The organism is Motilimonas cestriensis, assembly GCF_021295315.1.
GTDB classification, from domain to species: Bacteria; Pseudomonadota; Gammaproteobacteria; order Enterobacterales; family CBDFNC01; genus Motilimonas; species Motilimonas cestriensis.
Map to the genome: position 1 here is coordinate 350882 of NZ_JAIMJA010000002.1, position 18150 is coordinate 369031.

The 18150-nt window shown below is 38.9% G+C and carries 14 protein-coding genes; 1 reads left to right on the forward strand and 13 read right to left on the reverse strand.

Features of this window, described 5'->3' with window-relative positions; genetic code table 11:
• Positions 1 to 32: 32 nt before the first annotated feature.
• The 8 genes from K6Y31_RS03345 to K6Y31_RS03380 all read right to left on the reverse strand — a co-directional run bounded on the left by K6Y31_RS03345 (position 33) and on the right by K6Y31_RS03380 (position 5227).
• Entirely contained in the window at positions 33 to 767 is a 735-nt protein-coding gene (locus K6Y31_RS03345) for an RNA methyltransferase (protein WP_233051419.1), read from the reverse strand.
• 68 nt (positions 768 to 835) lie between these two features.
• Positions 836 to 1798 carry a M23 family metallopeptidase gene (locus K6Y31_RS03350; protein WP_233051420.1) on the reverse strand — a complete coding sequence of 321 codons (963 nt, stop codon included), beginning with the start codon at positions 1796 to 1798 and terminating at the stop codon, positions 836 to 838.
• Positions 1758 to 2225, reverse strand: coding sequence for a ribosomal protein S18-alanine N-acetyltransferase (rimI, locus tag K6Y31_RS03355; protein WP_282560143.1), 468 nt, complete (start codon positions 2223 to 2225; stop codon positions 1758 to 1760). Before rimI ends, K6Y31_RS03350 begins: the two co-directional genes overlap by 41 nt.
• An 8-nt stretch (positions 2226 to 2233) precedes the next feature.
• The gene (locus tag K6Y31_RS03360; protein ID WP_233051421.1) at positions 2234 to 2650 is read right to left on the reverse strand and encodes a DNA polymerase III subunit psi; all 417 of its coding nucleotides are present in this window, start codon (positions 2648 to 2650) and stop codon (positions 2234 to 2236) included.
• Between the two features lie 185 nt (positions 2651 to 2835).
• Positions 2836 to 3933, reverse strand: coding sequence for an ISAs1 family transposase (locus tag K6Y31_RS03365; RefSeq protein ID WP_233051422.1), 1098 nt, complete (start codon positions 3931 to 3933; stop codon positions 2836 to 2838).
• Between the two features lie 5 nt (positions 3934 to 3938).
• Positions 3939 to 4565 carry a hypothetical protein gene (locus K6Y31_RS03370; RefSeq protein WP_233051423.1) on the reverse strand — a complete coding sequence of 209 codons (627 nt, stop codon included), beginning with the start codon at positions 4563 to 4565 and terminating at the stop codon, positions 3939 to 3941.
• A 10-nt stretch (positions 4566 to 4575) separates the two neighbouring features.
• Positions 4576 to 4881, reverse strand: a complete 306-nt coding sequence (locus K6Y31_RS03375) for a YkvA family protein (protein ID WP_233051424.1) — start codon at positions 4879 to 4881, stop codon at positions 4576 to 4578.
• Positions 4862 to 5227, reverse strand: coding sequence for a hypothetical protein (locus K6Y31_RS03380; protein WP_233051425.1), 366 nt, complete (start codon positions 5225 to 5227; stop codon positions 4862 to 4864). The genes K6Y31_RS03375 and K6Y31_RS03380 overlap by 20 nt, the downstream gene beginning before the upstream one ends.
• A 283-nt stretch (positions 5228 to 5510) precedes the next feature.
• On the opposite strand from K6Y31_RS03380, the gene K6Y31_RS03385 reads away from it, so the two are divergent.
• Positions 5511 to 5924, forward strand: coding sequence for a hypothetical protein (locus K6Y31_RS03385; RefSeq protein WP_233051426.1), 414 nt, complete (start codon positions 5511 to 5513; stop codon positions 5922 to 5924).
• A gap of 170 nt (positions 5925 to 6094) precedes the next feature.
• On the opposite strand, the gene K6Y31_RS03390 is transcribed toward K6Y31_RS03385, so the two are convergent.
• From K6Y31_RS03390 to K6Y31_RS03410, 5 genes are read right to left on the reverse strand one after another with little or no spacing between them, the layout of a single operon-like run.
• Complete coding sequence (locus K6Y31_RS03390; protein ID WP_233051427.1) at positions 6095 to 6304, reverse strand: DUF2283 domain-containing protein; 210 nt, start codon at positions 6302 to 6304, stop codon at positions 6095 to 6097.
• Positions 6305 to 6306: 2 nt separating this feature from the next.
• A complete protein-coding gene (locus K6Y31_RS03395; protein WP_233051428.1) occupies positions 6307 to 9936 on the reverse strand; it encodes a polymorphic toxin-type HINT domain-containing protein in 3630 nt (1209 codons plus the stop codon).
• A gap of 50 nt (positions 9937 to 9986) precedes the next feature.
• A complete protein-coding gene (locus tag K6Y31_RS03400) occupies positions 9987 to 10889 on the reverse strand; it encodes a choice-of-anchor A family protein (protein WP_233051429.1) in 903 nt (300 codons plus the stop codon).
• Between the two features lie 14 nt (positions 10890 to 10903).
• Positions 10904 to 15175: an IgGFc-binding protein gene (locus tag K6Y31_RS03405; protein WP_233051430.1), complete on the reverse strand. Its 4272-nt coding sequence runs from the start codon at positions 15173 to 15175 to the stop codon at positions 10904 to 10906.
• Positions 15172 to 17889: a carboxypeptidase-like regulatory domain-containing protein gene (locus K6Y31_RS03410; RefSeq protein WP_233051431.1), complete on the reverse strand. Its 2718-nt coding sequence runs from the start codon at positions 17887 to 17889 to the stop codon at positions 15172 to 15174. Before K6Y31_RS03410 ends, K6Y31_RS03405 begins: the two co-directional genes overlap by 4 nt.
• Positions 17890 to 18150: the final 261 nt, after the last annotated feature.

The following is an 18150-nucleotide window of genomic DNA, read 5'->3' on the forward strand; positions in this document are numbered from 1 at the left end:
GCTATTAACGCAGTAATTAACTTTCACCGTCATTATGCACGCTTAAAGTTGTCTAAAATTATCGCCCCCGCCATGGCCACATTTAACGATTCAGCCTGACCAAAACTCGGTATGGTTATTTTGTGGCTAATAAAGCTCGATACTTCATCACGAATACCATGAGACTCACTGCCAAGAACAATCACACCTTGGCTACTTAATGTGGTCTGATAGATGTTCTCACCCTCAAGAAAAGCGCCATACACGGGCACAGTTTGCTGTGACAAATAAGCAGCAAGATCAGTATTGACCACTTCAACTCGGCAAAACGAACCCATGGTAGCGCTGATCACTTTTGGATTATAAACATCCGCACAATCTTCACTGGCCACTATCTGCTTTATTCCGTACCAATCAGCAAGACGGATCAAGGTGCCTAAATTACCGGGATCAGATACGCCATCAAGAGCCAACACCAATTCATTGAGGTTGTTTTCAGGTAAGGCAAGTTGTCGCGTTTTAACTAAGGCAATGACGGTGTTGTTTGTGCTGAAGGTGCCCGCTTTAGCTAACTCCTCTGGCGAGGCTGCAACAAAGTGGGTGGTGCTGAGTTCAGCTGGGTATTTAGCTAAAAAAGACTCGGTAGCAAAAACCTGATGAATTTCAAAATTCGATGAAAATAACTCCACGACATTTTTTTCGCCTTGCACAATAAATAAACCGTGTTGCTTACGGTATTTTTTCTGTGCGAGAGAGTTAATCAGCTTAATTTGATTTTTGGTGATCATCGAGTATTGCTCCTATTTATGCAGCCGCGGATTATTCCACTAAAACCACCATTAAGCAAAACTATAGGTTAGCCTTGCGGTGCTATTTTAAGGCCCGGTTTAGGCTCCACCACTGCCCCATTTATCTGCAGTAAAAATGGCACTGCTACTAATTCATATTGTTGGTTAATCTGCACCGCAAAATGTAAATGCGGGCCAGTACTAAAGCCCGTGTTGCCCGATAAGGCAATCGGCTCACCCCGCTTTACCTGTTGCCCTACTCTCACCTTAGCAGAAAAGGTTTTAAGGTGGGCGTAAACGGTCATCGTGCCATCGGCATGGGCAATGCGGACCACATTAGCCTTTGTTTTGGCAAAATCAGCCGTTGCGGCGCCGCTATTATTTTCGACGACTTCCACCACGATGCCGTCTCTGGCAGCAACAACTTCAGTTCCTTCAGGTAAAGGAACATCAATAGCATATTGGCTGTGAGGCTCAGAATGAGTGAAGTTGCCATTAAAGCCTTGGGAAATGTATGCAGGTTGGGGCAGATTGAATGGAACCTGATAAGCATAGTCAGCGTAAAACTCAGGATCGAGCTTACCGGGGGTAAAGCTATATTGATACTGAAAGCGCCATTGACCAGGCTGCTCAGGGAAAATAGTAAATAAAGTTTGTCGGCTGTTGGGCGCGAGGGCAAATGCCTCAGGGAGTGACATAGAGGTTTTTGTATTAGTCAGCTCAGTAAACGCTAATTTCACTGTCACTGGCATACCATAGTTGTTAACAGCAACCACTTCCGCTTGGTTTTTTCCGGTGATGACTTTATGCAAAACTCGCACGGGTGATATCTCAGGCTCGGCCACTCGCTCATGCTCTACCTCGAAGACGACTTGAGGCTTAATGGCGGTAAATACCCAGTGACCTTGATCATCTTGGTATTTATACACATCACGAGCTGCCCAACAGGGCAGGCTGGCCATCATCACCAAACAGGCAGCCGGTAGATATCTAAGCGGCAGGCTCAAGGTAGCAACACATAACAATCGCATCTTCGCGTCCTTCTGCAGTGGGGTAGTAGCCTTTCCTTCGGTCTACCTCAACAAAACCCAACTCATCATACAAGTAATGAGCGCTTTGGTTTGACTCTCTTACTTCAAGCCAAATTTCTTCAATCTGCTTGGTTCTCGCAAGTTGAAGTAAATGCTCGAGTAGTTTACGTCCTAGCCCCTTACCTTGCTCACTTGGGTCTATGGCAATGTTAAGTAAAGTGGCTTCAACACCCGCCTGACTCGCTACATAATAGCCGAGTACCTGCTCACCTTGTGATAACACATGATTAAAATATCGGGTACCAAAATTACTGCTAAATAACTTTTCACTCCACGGGAAGGCGTGGGCCAGTACCTCAATCCGACTTACTTGGGGTAAATCATTAAGAGCCATAGGCATAATGCAAAGCGCTGAGGAGTCCGTCATTTTTTTCTCTATTGTATTTTATACGATTTTATTTGCTGCCATAAACTACGTTTCTGCAACGGATCTTGACTTATTTCATCAATACTGGCGCTGTTTAATACTTGGGTGGAACTGCGAGGCGCTAGTGTTGACTGAGTAGACCAAACCCACAATGGTAGGGGACCGCGGTATTGCCTGAAGCTTTGTTCATCCATCACCTGTGCTTGCGCTGAAGTAAGGCCTATGGATTTCAGCACCGCGATAACAAACTCACTTTGCAGTACATTATGCTCTGCCAAAATTAGCATCTTAGTATCATGATGAAGTGAAAGCGGCGCATCAACTGCTGATAATTCTGCCTTGGCAGACGCGGCATCACTACCTTGATTTAACTGCCACACCGTGATGCCCATCTCTTTTAATATAAAAGCTTGGTATCGATTCATTAGCTCATTTAGCACAGAAAAAATAAGAAAGGGAATATTACCGAAATGTGTTTCCAGTAGCTATGTTAGTGCTTAATAAAAGCCAGTGGGAGAAACGAAAAAAGCCTGACACTAGGTCAGGCTTTTAGAAAGTGGCAGGGGTGGAGAGATTCGAACTCCCAACATTCGGATTTCAACTTTTACATTTAACCAAATATAATCTTTGAACGATATTCGCCGGACCAACCTGACTTTCTACGCTTGGCTGCCAAGCTATCTTTTTCGCTAATATCCTGCTTTATAGCGTTGAGTGCAGCTCGGTTAAATGCAGCCAAATGACTCGCTCCATCCGGATCTTTCACCCTCAATTCATCTTCTCTAAATACAACGTCTAGTACCCAATGAAGCTGATTTTCGACGCTCCAATGCTCTCTTACTGTGCGAGCAGCTAACTCTACATCAAGCTCTAGCGAACTAACATACCAGCGAGAATCTCTGGTTCCTTTGCCGTTGCTACTGCGTTCACTTGCCACTTCAATAAACGTCTTTATGTGTGGCCACTTCTCTTTTAGCTCTGGTGGTAAATTGGCGTCTATCTGCATGATATTGCGCCACTCTTTTCGACCATGCCCTTGGTTCTCTTGAACACATTCCGTCATCCCATCAGGCTGTTCATACACTTCAGCAAAAGCCTGAGTCACATGCTCGAAAAGCTTAAGCTGATTCCTTTTCAGTTGGATCGTAAAATCTCCATTCTTTTTAACTATTTGCGCCATTGTCGGCGCTAAACAATGCAACGAATCTAACGTGACTATCGTATTCTTTAAAATCAGGGCGTCAAGTACATCCCGAGACAAGCTGACTTCCTTACCCTTGCTCTTATCTGCTTGTTGATAAAGCATTAAGCCGCTTTCGACATCATAAGCATTAACGACATGGAGAAAACTTTTGCTGCCATCCGTTTTGGTTCCCCGGAGGGTTTTACCATCAATTGCTAGAACCGATTTTTCCGCACGACTGCGTTCTACATTAAGCCATTCAAATAAGGCTTCAAGTAATGCATCGCTATCTAACATACTGATTATATTTGCAATGCAATGACGCTTCGGGATGCCGTTTTCAAACTGTCGGTATTGTCTTAACCAGTCCAGTTGACTATCACCGAATTCTTGGATGGATTTCCATCCTGTTGCGCCACTAAGTACCGCAGAAAAGACAAGAAAAACAACATCCACTAAATCGTGTTTAACATTAATATCAGCACGAGGATCAGGTATGCGACTTAGGCGTTCAAAAAGAGTCATAGAGTTTACTCAAGAATACAAATAGTGAAGATCAGATCACTGAAATTCGCTTGGTATTTTTCAGACAAAACATGCAAGAACTGGTTATCTCGACTTCGGCCCAATACTCCAATATCATCACAGCGTAAAACAGCTGCCAGAAAAGAAGCGTTATTAGCACTTTTACCGTGAATAGCAGGTTTAAGCACATTACTTTTAAAGACGATATCTGCTTGCTTATCCAGTATCTCAAATAGCGCATCTAAGCTTAACCAGCTCTTAGTATGTAAACCACCACCATCATTACCCGTCATGCGCAGATACAGCTTATGTTCATCATCGTTCATGGCGATTTCATAGAAGATAACACCATTCGTTTTAGGGCTTAGCTTAGGCGCTTTACCATCGGTAATTATCATCGTAAACCCAATAGCGTCCAACTCAAGGCGGTTAGGTTTCTTGGCTTTGGTATTAGTTATGTTTTTATCTGTGTTAACGGTATCTGCTCTAACATCATCAACATTTACTGCATCTACTTTAGCGTCAGTTGTTTCAGCTTCACTGACATTAACTTGCGCTTTAGTCTCTGTTGTTTCTGACTTATCCGTTAGCACAGGTGCTTTATCTGCGCCTTTTTTGGTTGATTTAGACATCATGGTTTCCTTATAGTTTTTTGTATTGAAGAGTGGCTTGTTTATGGTGTTTGGGTTTAATGTTGCTGGAGATAGAAGTAATGGCAGTAGACATAACAGCGATATCATCAATCAGTACAAATGGGTCAACGCCTAAGGGGTCTGCAGGGTTGATGAGGTAAGCCAGTGCAACCACAACAATTGCTTTAACCCATATCGGGGTATCGTCATCACTGAGTACATAAAACAACAATAAGGCTTTTATGCTTACCTCTTTAGTGCCTTTGACTTGCTTTAGCTTTTTCCATAACTCATTTTTAGAGACGCTTTGACTCACTAAGCACCTCCTTAAGCTGATTCAAGTTGATGCTTTGATAACAGAGCAGGAATAAGCCAGAGCCATCATCGCCACTGATACCAAGCGATAACGTATATCGGCCAATATCATCAACATATTCGGGATAGTCCAATGTATGCAATAATTTACGCAGCACACTATCTGATAAACAGCTTAAGCTATTGGGTTTATCCCACTCATCCAATATCAATAAATGACAACTAATTTCAGCCCAGTTAGCTTGTGTTTCAGCGATATCGTTGCTGGGGTTTAGCTCATCCATTAGCTTCTCAGCAATGGAAATAGGGAGTACTTTTTTAGGGGGTAATTGATTAAATATTTGCACATTATTTTCCTCTACTAAAAGGCAGGCAATAAAAAAGGCTATTCCCGCAAAGGAATAGCCTTATGATTTACTTTAAGCTGAGTCATTACAGCTCAGCTTAACTTCAGTAGATTAATATGTGTTTGATCATGTAGTCACCACGTTATCGAGCTGCAAACAAGAGTAATACAGGAGCAATTTAAATAGATAATTTCCATCACCTTAATTGAGTTATCTAAATATTATTTTTACAATTATTGCTACAATACTCCTCTTAATTGGTAGTGACAGAGGAAATAATAAAATGGAGTTTGATATTAAATATGGAAGTGCTTTTTCTATTGATAAATGGGGTTTTGTTGGTAAAGGGAAAGTAAAAATCAGTGATGACAAAATCACTTTCTCTGGCCGTCAAGCATGGCCAGCTTGGAAAAAGCTGCTAACAGGGCTAATTTTTTTTAGTATACCCACTTACTTCTTAAAATTTGGATTAGCCTTTGTATTACCAACCTTCGTTGTAGTGCATTATTTATGCGTATCGAAAAATCAACTTTCAGTGTTACGTTCTTCAATAAGCAACATTGAACAAAAAGGTAAAAAAATTAGTTCTAAAGCGCAACAGCTCGATTCAAAACATAACAAAAAAAGTTTGTTTCAGGCTTATAATATTCAAGTAGCCCAAGATTTAATTTCAGCACTAAAGTCGAAAAAATTATAAACCCCTCCCATGTAGCTTGGCAGCAAGCTATACGCAAATTAAATAACAATTCGTGATATTAGAATAAAACTCAATAAAAGAGGGGGCCTGTTAATAAAAAATGATAAAGGCTTTACATTTGTAAAGCCCCCATTACCTTACCTTCCTAATTACTTAGGAAGGTAAGGTAATTAAAGAAGGATTTCCATTCCGATTAACTCTCCATTTTCGTCAAAGTCTAAATATACTTCAGGCCCCTTATAACCTTCAATTAAGCTAGATAGTTCTTTTTGTTTCATAACTATCCCCTTTTTGCCTTTTCCTGGGTGAGCAGGAAAGCTTAGATATGCAATTTCTGAGTCATACTTACTTACTTCAAAATTCATTTTTTTATCAGTCATTATTATTTCGCAATTAAAATTGTTTTCAATTTAGCCGTTCCATTTTTAGCTATTTGGTATACAGCCATTCCATTATTTCCAACTGGAACTAAAACTCTATCAGCATGGGCAGGGTCGATAATACTACCTTTTGGAAATCCATTGCTACTTATTTCAGATGAAAGATTTTTAAGCCCTGTAGATGCAGATTCAGCATCAGGAAAAACCCCTCTTTCTACCGCTCGTTCTCTGGCATGTGGCATATTTGCATTGGTTGCTTTTTTTACTTTTGGTAGACATTTGTTATGAACCCATATCCCTTCTTCACCAACAAAATATGTATGGTAATCGGCAACTTCAAAGTTAAAAGTATCTTGATTAAACTCACTAGCCTTAACCGATTTAATTGTAAAATTATCACCTGTATAAGAAGTTACTCTATCATTTTCTTGCAAAGAATTTGCGTTAACCCACCCCTTACCATCAACCCAAAAAGGGTGCTCATAAGTAACACCTAATACAGTGGAACTCCCAATAAAAGAAATATTTAGTATTTCTTTATTTTTGTTATTAAATAACCGTGTTACTTCTTTCCAAGATATATCACCTGTTAATTCATTTTTTGACTTAACAAAGTCACCTATCACTATATCCTCGATAGGTTTAAACCCATCCTTAGTATGAATAATAGTGCCAGCTACAAAACAGAATTTTTTAGTACCTGTGAGAATTCGATCAAGCCACTTTAATTTTAGAGATGCCAAAGCAACATCAGTTAAAACCTGACCATAATCACCATCTTGCGCTGCATTAGCGGCATCAACGTAGCCACCAACAAAGAAGTCCCAGAATTGATACTCAATAGAGTCTTCACCATAATAATCAGCAAGCCCCTCAGCTGAGTGATTTACAACCCAATCACCAACAGATATTGCTTCATCTATAACATCCCAATACCATGTATCATTATCAAACGAAGACAATAATGCCTCAGCCTCATCATAAGGTATGGCACCACCGTTATGCCCTCCTGATATTTTATAAGCGGCGGCACCAGTCTTTTTATCCTGAATTAAGTAACCACTGCCTATCCACCCATCAACATTGACTGGCTTTTCATGAACCACAACAGTTTTCCCTGCAAGCAAGGCATTCTCTATTTCTGATCTGGCTAAGGAGTTTATATTAACCAGAGAGATACTCTTCGCATTATCAGAAGTAAGGGTGTATATTTTTTGATTTTCTTCTATTGCGTGAATTAAAGCTCTAGTAGTACTTACTCCATTCAATTGTTTCTCTTTAGTGCTAAAAACAGCCTCAGGCAAAGCATTTTCTAACAAACTCATTCTAGAGCCAGAGACAGAGCGATAAGCTAAAAGTTTATTTTTATCATTATCAGTGTGCACTGATATCGTAGATATATTATCCACATCCATGACTAACCCAGATAACTTTAGTTCACGTGGTATGTCAAACCAATAGGCTGTTGTCGTAGATGTCTGAAACACACCATAACTTGGTGCTCGATAACTAACAACACCAGTGTTTCGCTCATCTAATTTGTCATAAAAGCTATTAGTATTAAAATAACTTAAAATAATCGAATATAATAGGTCAGATGTACTCTCTTGCGCTTTACTACGAAGAACAGTATCGTTGCCTCCCATTTTTTCTGATAATTTTAAAAGCTGTACAGAGGCAATTCCTTGTAGATCTAATGCTATAGCATGAGTCTCTCCGACAGTTGGCTTATTAGAACTTGTTAGCCACCCATGAGAAGGAGACCAAAACCCCATATTTGTAAGAGTTTGCTTACCCATTGTAAAGCCACTAACCTGTTCAACAATGACATTATCTACTGTTAATCTAGCTGACATTTTTATTAAATAAGCAGGTAATGCTTTATTCATATTATTACTATTGCTAGGAAAATAACTCTTTATTAAGGCTAAATCATCAGCAGTTTCAGGAACAAAACTTAATGATATTTTCTTTCCTGCTAAGCTAACGGTTGCTTGCTTAAAATCAATATCACGACCAAATCCTGAATGTAATTTAAAAATAAATTTATTTCTAAGTTTATCTGGAAGTTCATTGAAGCTTTCGCTTTTCGCCAATAATCTATACGGAAGACTAGAGCTTAAAGGTCCATATGGAATAATCTTAGTTGCCTTTTCTCCATGTAAATCTTTCATTGAGGTGTTTGAGGAATCTAGCTCAGAGTAAGCTTTTAAGTTATTTACCGCGCCTTGAATTTCCGCTTCTAAGGAAAGTAAGTTAACGCCTTGAACCCAGCCCTGCACTTTATCTTCCACAACAGAAGAATAGAGAGTTTGAATAGCACTCATAGGGTCAAAATCAATATTATCGATGATATTTTTAGATGAATAAAACTCATATTGCTTAAATGAAGCATCTAATGGGATCCATGAATCCGCTTCAATATTTTTTAAACCACGGCTTGGTTCATAATCAACAAAGGTTTCAACCCAAGTGTGCTCGAAGCGTAGCGCAACAACTTTACCACCAGAAGTCATCATGGTATTCGGAATGCCACCTTGGCCCATTAAGTTAGCAGCTGCTTCTGGAGAATTTACGCCACCGACCCAGTTCATTACCTTTTCAATCGGCACTTCAACCGTACCGTAGGCATAACGAGCATGAATATTAGATGAACGTAGTAGTGCGATTAATAACGACGATGTATCCATCGCATTACCTTGACGCAGCTTTAATGTGTACTCAGCGCCTTGAATAGAGCCGTAACTAGGGATGAATTTAATGTTGTTATACACCCAGTCGTAAATAGCAATTGGGTCGTGATTTAACTCTGCTGCTAAATCCTTGATGGCATCAGTGTGTGGTGCATCAATTGTTTCTGCTAAATCCGTTACACCAGGATCAATCATTGAAGAGTCAATAGAATTAGAAACGAATAATTGAGGTGTTGTTACACGGTCATACAGAGCTACGTAATCTAAATCAGGCTCTCTAACCTTAGGCTTAGGGCTATTAAAAGGTAACTTTTCAAAATCTTCTTGTTGATGTGCTTTTTGAGTTTGATTTTCTTTTAACCAGCTATTTAACGAATTTAAAGAAGTACCTTGCTCTTGCAAGCTTTTGGCTGCTAATAGCTCATCTAATAAGCTAACTAGCTCAGTATGCTTGGCTTTATACTGCTCAACAGCTGCTTCATGACGTTCAAAAATAACAGGTGCCAAGTTATTTTTAGTTAAGTGGTCTTTTACCGTTTCAAAACTTTGTAATGCTTCTTGTTTATCAGCCTCAGCTTGTTCACGATAAGCTTTAAATACCGCTAAATCAGCCCCTGCCAAATCATTTAAACCAACTTTATCAACAAGGTTTTTATCGGCATCATTAACCGTGCTATTAGCAATCTCAGTACTTACAGTAAGATGTGCACTTTCAGTACTCAGTGCCAACTCATCTAAAGACAAGGCAACTTTCTGCTCTACCGTTGCTGGTTGATAAAGAGGTGATGGGTCGCTTTTAGTAATAACGACATTAGGATTCGTCTGCGTAGTATACGAGCACTGATATAATGTAACGATGAACGTTAATATTAATAACATTGCTGTCGCTTTACTAAAAAAACGACTAACTCTAAAATTTTCCAAAAATGACAAAGGCATTTTTATTCCCTTAATAATGCTGGTTTAATCTAAATAATTTAATAAAAATGTTAAAGTGGTAAAACTATCCCTTCACACTGTTTATAACCTTCGTTATATGCTTCAAACGGCTGCAAACTAAATGACATTGTGCCATTCCATGAGTTTGCAATCAGTGTTCCATTAACTGTCCCCGATGGATTACTAATATCGGCATAAGGTGCTAGTACGCTACCTTCAACATAAACACCTCTCAAGGTAAGCGATGTTGCTTCATAAAAGTTATATAACACTCGGTTTCTGTGTTTAGTTAATGTGCTTAAACTAACATTACTAAACCCTGGTGCTTGACCTGAAATATTGATTATCACGCTTGCATTGTCAGGAATGCAGGACACATCGAATGTATGTGAGTTTAAGATGTCAGCACCATTTACATTAAATACCTGTAAGTCACTTTGACAATCGCCAGTTAAATAAAGCCCCCCCCATTTAATTTCAACAGTTCCAGTATTGGCTAGTAGTGAGAGCTCTGCTGATTTATTTAACAGCTCTGTCCTAACATTATCAAAATTAAATGGCAGATCTATGTTGTCCCATAACACCTGTTCTTGGGTTAAACCAAAGCGTACTGCATTACCGATGTTTTGTGCGCTTCCTCCTACAAGTACATGCCCAGCATAAACACGCCCAGTTGGGTAAGTAGCATCCCCCCCCACCACAACCGAAAAACCATCATCCGACATTGGCAACTTATCTGCGACACTATAACCATCAATATTTAAGTTACCGCCTACAGCTATACGGCCTTCGACTTTAGAGGATGGCGCGTTAAAGTCATTAAATACAAAGGCATTATATTGCCCTGCCTCGCCTAAACTGACTCTTACATCACGCTCTTCTGCATTTACACCAGCAACCATTAAAGGAAGTGATAAAGCAAATGGAATTATTGTTTTCATTTTAAAATTCATATCATTTCCCCACATTAAAGTTGAACTAGGTTAAGACGAAGTTGCATCAATATTTGCATTATTTCTGCAGTATCAATGTCAACATATTCTAGATGGTTAATAGCAATATCCAGTTGTTTAACAGCACCTGAAATAGCACCATTTACTTGCATTTGCTCCGCTTTACCTAATGCGCGTAAAACAAACTTCAAGCGAGCATCTCGTGGGTTTAATTGCAATTCAGCTTGAACTAATGAGCTAGCTTTAGCGATAGAACTGTCATCAGCAATAATACTTAGCCCTATTACATTAACCTGCTGTGCTTGATAATTCGGTGTAATGCCAGACTCTAGTGCTACTTCCAGCTCATAATTCCCAGCGACAGTACCCATCACTTGAATTGTCGTTTGCTGGCTTGAGTCCGTTGCTAAATCAAACAACCATTCTGTTTCGCTTCCTGCCGTTACAAAAGCACCACCATCAATCAACTCAAGACCACTTGGTAATGTTAAAAGTAAGCGACCAGGAATAGGGCTGTTATCTGATTCAACCGTCACAGTTAATGATGTCACTTTGTATACATCTGCAACTCGCACATCTTGATGAACCTGCTTAATCACCCCTGTTAACAATTCAGATAAATAACTCGTTGTTGTATTTGCTTGAGCCATTAGGTCAAACCCAGAGTAGACACTAATACCTTTACCGTATGAATTTAACGACATTGCAGGAGGCTCATTAGTCACAATACATTGGATTCCATCGTCATATTGCCATTGTTCAGTACTATTAACCTGCTCATAAAAGCCGATTAAAGAGGCTGTTACTGGGTGGAATGAATATGCACTATCACTGAATGTAAATGGTTGCTGAGTTGCAAGCGGTAGCAACACATCATTCAATATTAATGATTTAACGACTGGCTGCTTTTGGGCAAGTTCAATGCCCAACGCTTTCTCAAGCTCTGCCGCATTTGCAAGTGATTTATTAGAAACATATAAACCATCACCAACAAACACTGAGTATTTCAGTAATGTTTGCGCTTCAGAAGTTAACTCTAAAAGCTCAGGAAGCACTAGGTATGCATCATATTGACTACTGTTTAGTTCAGTAACAAAGTCACTTACATTATCTGTAAATTTGTAACCAAAATGCTCTGATTCAAGTAATGTAGTTAACACCGCGTTTTGAGAAGCCAACTTAGCAGCGCTTGGCCCAAATGGGTCAGCGGTATTGTCATCAGTACTTACATCTTGAAGCACAAGTACCTTACCTAAGGTTTCAACAATATCGACATCAATGTTTAACTCGAATGTATCTGACGCTAATGTTTCCCATTTATCATCAAACTTAGCTTGGGCAATACACGCATAAGAGCCACTATTCATTTTTGTATCGATGGCTAGTTTGAAGTTCTGCGTTGTTTTAGCTGCAATATCTGTATCTACAGTAGTATCAGAAATGACGACTTCGTCTGCCATACGTATCAATTGATACTTCATTGCAACATTACCAGTAGTAACAGAGCTCCTGTTAATGTAATCAAAATGACACATATTAGCTTGGCTATAATAAACAGCGTCGCTATCTACTTTCACACTCGCGAGTAGTACGTCTTTTAATTCAGACGTAACAGTAAAGCTTGAAGCAGCTGCGGATAACACTTCATTTGATGTATTACGAACTTCCCAAACTACTCCGTAGTTACCAACAAGCGCATCACTAAGTTGATTAGTAAATTGATTTGTTAACTGTAATTTTGCAGAAAGTGTATTAAGCGTAACTTCTTTTTCGAGTAAAACTGAATTATCTGGTGCTAATACTTTCAGATACCCTTTAGCGCCTTCAACCATCGATCTATCTGCAATGTTTTCAGCGAGAGTCTCTAGAGACACTAAATCCCAAGGTGCATAGCTTGCTTTGTCTGTCGTTACACGAGATTGAACATTAGCCAGTGAACCATTTTCAGTAGTAACCGTGAATACTTGCGTAACTTCAACAGGTGCGCCACTAATTGCATCTGTTAACACTGCAACTAACGTGTACTCACCAACAAAGATATCAGCAGTTGAAAATATATTAGTATCAATAGGTAACGAAATACCTTCTGCCACTTGCGAAACGGTAATCTCAGAAAATGAAGTAACTAAGTTTCCATCTGCATCTTTGATATAAAGTTTAACCGTTGCATCTGCTGCGAAGTTACTTAGGTTTAATACGCTACCATCAATAAGCACATTTTCACCACTGATATAAATAGGCTTATCAGTAACGGCATCTAAATCAAAAGTAGAACGGGCAACATTAACATTTTGCTCACCTAATACTTTACGGATTAGTGTTCCATCAAAGTTCGTATACTCTAGTTCGAGCTTGTGAGTGACGAGCCTAGTCTCATCGGGAATTGGATTTTTAAATACTAATTCATAATCAAGATTCTCACTTTGAGCAACAGAGAAGCTTGCAAAATTCCATTCAACAACGGTGCTATCTGCAAGAATGTCTACTTTATCAGGCGCTTTCATGAAAGAGGTATTATCTAAATCAATATCATTACTCGATATTGTGCTGATAACTTTCACTTTCGTCATAATAGGCATGTTTGACAGTGAAATTTCTTTTTCAACTGTATTGCCCGCACCATCCGACACGATTAACGTACCAACACCAGGCGCGCTAGTATCAACAAGGTAGATTCTAAAATTAACTGAAAGGGAACCAGGAACAAAGCTATCCGTTTCTATGCGTAAGTTAGCAGAAGCTTCTGATAATGATATATTGAAGATACCTGTATCAACATCAATAAGGCCATCTTGGTTTAAGTCTTCACCATCATCAAGTATGTCATTGCCGTTAATATCTTCGTTACGTCTACCAATTACTCCATCATTATTTAAATCTTCACCAGAATCTAATAAACCATTGAGGTTTAAATCTTCAGAGTCACCAGCGATACCTTGTGCATATTCACCTAGCTGCGATAGTTTTACATTTGGGACAAAAGCATCGCCTTTAGGGTTGATGAATTCGAATGCCATACCGCCTGTATAGCCATATGAGTCATAGCTACCAAAACCGTATACATAGATACCAAAGGGAACATCTGCTGCTATTGAATGAGAGCCCGCGGGAATTAAAATTTGTGCACCACTAAAGCCAGATTGTCCAATAGGTGAAAACAAATTTTCTTCTATAACAATTTGATTAAGTTCTAATGAGCCAATTGATTCTGTAGGAATCACTACATTTACAAAGCTATTTACAAAACCAACATCTTGACCAAGCGTTGTAAAAGAATACTTTGATAAGAATTGTTCGGAAGGTGGTACTAACATCATAAAGGGGTCTGAAGTGACACCATCATAACCACTACCAGCTGAAAATTGCGTTAATAACGTTGGAAATGTTGAAGTAATAATTGATGATTGAGTTAAGACAGTTTCAAAAAACTCCCCTTTATTTAAAACTTTAACACTCTCATTATTAATTAATATTTCGGTACTATCTTCAGAAGCTAAGATTCGAAAGAAGTCACCACGTTTCCTTGTTGCTAGCGGTACGGTTAAAAAACTCTCCCCCCACGTAGGAACTGCAGGTAACATTTCTACAATATGATCACATGCCCCTGCCGAGACTGGTATATTTACACATTTAACACCACTGAATACACCTACAGGTACACTTGCTTTAATATTACTCCCCGTTAGATCTCCATTTGATTCGAAATAATAAGTCTGGTCTTTATTTAGCTTAATTGTAAATGGCTGACCAGCTAAGTGGCTCCCTATATTTGATTTGGGAGTAATGGTTACGGAAGTATTGTCGTACACGCCTACAACTACTATTTGTGATGGCACACCACTGTTAATCGGTGTGTAGCTTGCTATATAATATTCTAAGCCAAGTGTATCAATTGGTAAGCCTAAATAGGCATCAGTCGTGTTCAGCCTTTGATTTAACCCATAAACTGTCACTTCATTATCAGCAACCACTCTGACTGCAAGGTTGGATACTGCATTAACAGGCATTGATTCAACACCAAGTGGTAAATCAATTCTTACAACTGAATTTTCAGCAACTGAAAATGGTACAGAGTAATTCAAGCCACTTACAGATACTGTGCCAGAGCTTGCTATTTCACTTGAAATAAATAATGAGCGTTTACCGTTTTTAGAATAGTTTTTAGGGAATGAAAGTACGAATTCAGTTCCTTTACTATCTAGTGCAGCGTGAGCGCTATATGAGAAGCTGAAAGCTACCCATATAACTAGCAGGCTTAATATAAACTTTGGGCAAGATTTAATCATTGCTCAACTCCTTGTAAATTAATTTTCACTGAGATCCGCTTGTTTCCATTCGGGATCAATACTTTGGGTGAAATATCCTGTTGTACTTCAAGTCTTGTTGTTGGTGATACCATAATTAAGCCAATTTCGCTTTCGACTGGTTTAGTCTCACTCATCACTTCAAATGAAAGGTTATATTCACCTTTTTCTAAAAATGTATGAGTGTGCTGAGCTAGTTGAATTGTTTTTGTCATTTCTTCGGGGTCAATAACAACATCAACGACACCAGACTTAATAACAACACTACTTGAATCAATAAAGTTATAACCAAGCTTAACTGTTACAGGTACATTTGAACGATTTGATAAAACACTATTAAGTTCAACATTTGCTGTTTCACTAACATGTGCAAACAATGGTTTTGGCGTGATTTTTAACTTACTTATTTTTTGAGTTGCTGTGATAGAAAAAACAGTTTTCTTCTCAGAAAGTATGCGAGTAGACAAACCATCATAAACTTTCACAATCACAGAGTAGCTACCAGGCTTTTGAATGCCTGTATACCAATTAGTCGTTAAGTCTTTTACTTCCTGTGGTAATACTGGAATTAAATCCTCAGAATCTAAACCTCCTGTCGCGCTAGAGTTCGATTTGCTATTAATAATCTCATTTTGAGCATCAAAGATTTCAGTGACCACCCTTACATTTTTAGCCTCTGCTGACGCATTGAATAAAGCAGTATTTAAAACAACACCTGTGTATGCAGGGTAACTCGTTTGATCGCTTACTAACTCAGTAATTTCAACACCTCCGTTAGAAGAAGAAGTTAAGTTTATATCCTGTTGGATACGATCATAGGGCGCCAATTTCACTGCAATAAGCTTGCTCATGAATCCAGTCGCTTTCACAAACAAGGAGAAATCCAACGTAGTAATATTCACTAATTCGTATACACCATCGGCATTAGTTCTCGCTTCAACACCAGTGCCTTCTGCTGTAACAAGTGCACCAGCAATTGGTGTACCTGTAACCTCATCTGATACTAAGCCAAATATCGAGCTAGACTCTCCAGCAGTGGTAGTTGAAAGTGGTACTACACCAACATTTGACATGCCACCTAGAGGCGAAAGTACATTTAAATATATAGGGCTATATCCAGCTAGATTGAAGGATAATACAGCCTCAGCTTGTGGAGACTCTAAAGTAAACTCCCCCTGCGAATTCGTTAATACAGAGACGTCATAGCCTTGGATGCTTACTGATACATTTGCTAATTTCTGTTTGTATATATCGTCAATAACGATACCTTTAATAATCGTATTAAGATTATCTGGCGTTGTACCTGCTTTATATAAACTAGGGGATAAACGAGAAGTAACTCCAGCAACCAAGTTGGTCATGATTGTTACACTGTCGTATTCAGCTAGTGATACTGAAACTGAAGTTTCACCAGACTTCGTTACTAAACGATAACTACCATCAATTCCAGTTATTGCTTCTGTGGTCGCTTCATTTTCTGTTTTTACTAAAACACCAGAAAGAGGTAAGCCAGTAGTGGCATCAGTTATCACACCGTAAAGTACGCTTTCCGTTGATACGGCCTGTAAACGTGTTTGACCTAAGCTAATCAATTGTCCAGCTTCAAGATTGGCATTTATTGTGCCAATGCCATAACCTAATAACGAATATGTAACTTGGTAATTACCAGGTGCTAAATTTTCTATATGAAATTTTCCATGTTCATCAGTTAACACTTTGATATTTGTGTTACCAACAACATTTATTTCTACTTTTGACAAGGGTAATTGATTAGATGCATCGGTAACTGAGCCTGAAAATGATCCACTAGAAGGATCAACTGGAAACTTTATGTTTTTGGCTAAATACAAAGCATTTAATGTAAGCGCAGTTACGTATACATCGTCTTCCCATGAACCATTTTCGAGCTGCTGAGCGATGATATTTTCAATTATTCCAGCATATGCAGTACTGTCTGTAACAACGGGAATAACGGCTTGCAAAGCAATACTGGATACCCAAACGTTATTTAAGCTAGCTTGATCTGAAAGAATAAAGTCACTCGCTTTATCAATAATGTCTCCGACACGATACTTAAAGATGTATCCTTGCAACGCTTTGGATGCCATGGCAGTAAGGTATATAGATGGCTGGTTACTATTTGATAAAAAGAAGCCACCTCCAGACGTTTGATTAACAGAAAGGTACCCCATTGCTTTAGATAGCACTTGAGAGTCATCAAATTGCAACTGTGAAAGCGTCAATAAAGCAAATGAAGTATCCAGAACAGATGAATCGAATCCAGCTTTAAAACTAAACCCCCCATCTTCATTTTGCATTGCAAGCAACTGGTTTAATAGTTCAACACGCTTAGCTCCATCAGTAACTCCAGCATTCAATAGCCGTGCAATTGACTCTGTATTTACAGAGTTTTGAAGATTTAGATACGATTGCGCATTACTTAAACTGAATAATTCACTTTTATTTGCCTGAAGTAACGCATTAACAGCCTCACTAGACGCTTGGAATGAAGAGGCTAAAGTAGTTTGATCAGAAAAGTGACCTGAAACAGACTGTTGAGAAGCTAACCAAAGGTAGCCTTTTTCTGTATCTGCTTTTACTAATGACGAAAAAAAAGCGAAGGTAAAGAACAACAAAAATGCAATGGTGCATTTTTGGATGTCAGCAATTCCCTGCTTCGATAAGAACATTTCCATATGAACAATCCCTAAGTTTAATTAAACATCTCAAATTTAAAACTTGAGAAATTACATTTTCGCTCACCATACAGACAAAAAGGTCAAATTAAAACCAAAAAACCATTGCATTTCATCTTACCTCACACTTTAATATCCGACATTCCGCAGCCAATTTAGGAATAAAATAATTCGTACATCTCGCCAAGTCGTTGCAGTAGCCGTCGTTGGTAATCTTGCATCCCTGTAATAAATCGCTGCTCGCCAAACTCCAGCATGTCT

Excerpts from the sequence above, each read along its gene's own strand:
- K6Y31_RS03360 (WP_233051421.1), bottom strand. The coding sequence starts at position 2,650 with ATGAATCGATACCAAGCTTTTATATTAAAAGAGATGGGCATCACGGTG.
- K6Y31_RS03400 (WP_233051429.1), bottom strand. The coding sequence starts at position 10,889 with ATGAATTTTAAAATGAAAACAATAATTCCATTTGCTTTATCACTTCCT.
- K6Y31_RS03405 (WP_233051430.1), bottom strand. The coding sequence starts at position 15,175 with ATGATTAAATCTTGCCCAAAGTTTATATTAAGCCTGCTAGTTATATGG.
- K6Y31_RS03395 (WP_233051428.1), bottom strand. The coding sequence starts at position 9,936 with ATGCCTTTGTCATTTTTGGAAAATTTTAGAGTTAGTCGTTTTTTTAGT.
- K6Y31_RS03390 (WP_233051427.1), bottom strand. The coding sequence starts at position 6,304 with ATGACTGATAAAAAAATGAATTTTGAAGTAAGTAAGTATGACTCAGAA.
- K6Y31_RS03370 (WP_233051423.1), bottom strand. The coding sequence starts at position 4,565 with ATGTCTAAATCAACCAAAAAAGGCGCAGATAAAGCACCTGTGCTAACG.
- rimI (WP_282560143.1), bottom strand. The coding sequence starts at position 2,225 with ATGACGGACTCCTCAGCGCTTTGCATTATGCCTATGGCTCTTAATGAT.
- K6Y31_RS03350 (WP_233051420.1), bottom strand. The coding sequence starts at position 1,798 with ATGCGATTGTTATGTGTTGCTACCTTGAGCCTGCCGCTTAGATATCTA.
- K6Y31_RS03345 (WP_233051419.1), bottom strand. The coding sequence starts at position 767 with ATGATCACCAAAAATCAAATTAAGCTGATTAACTCTCTCGCACAGAAA.
- K6Y31_RS03410 (WP_233051431.1), bottom strand. The coding sequence starts at position 17,889 with ATGGAAATGTTCTTATCGAAGCAGGGAATTGCTGACATCCAAAAATGC.
- K6Y31_RS03365 (WP_233051422.1), bottom strand. The coding sequence starts at position 3,933 with ATGACTCTTTTTGAACGCCTAAGTCGCATACCTGATCCTCGTGCTGAT.
- K6Y31_RS03385 (WP_233051426.1), top strand. The coding sequence starts at position 5,511 with ATGGAGTTTGATATTAAATATGGAAGTGCTTTTTCTATTGATAAATGG.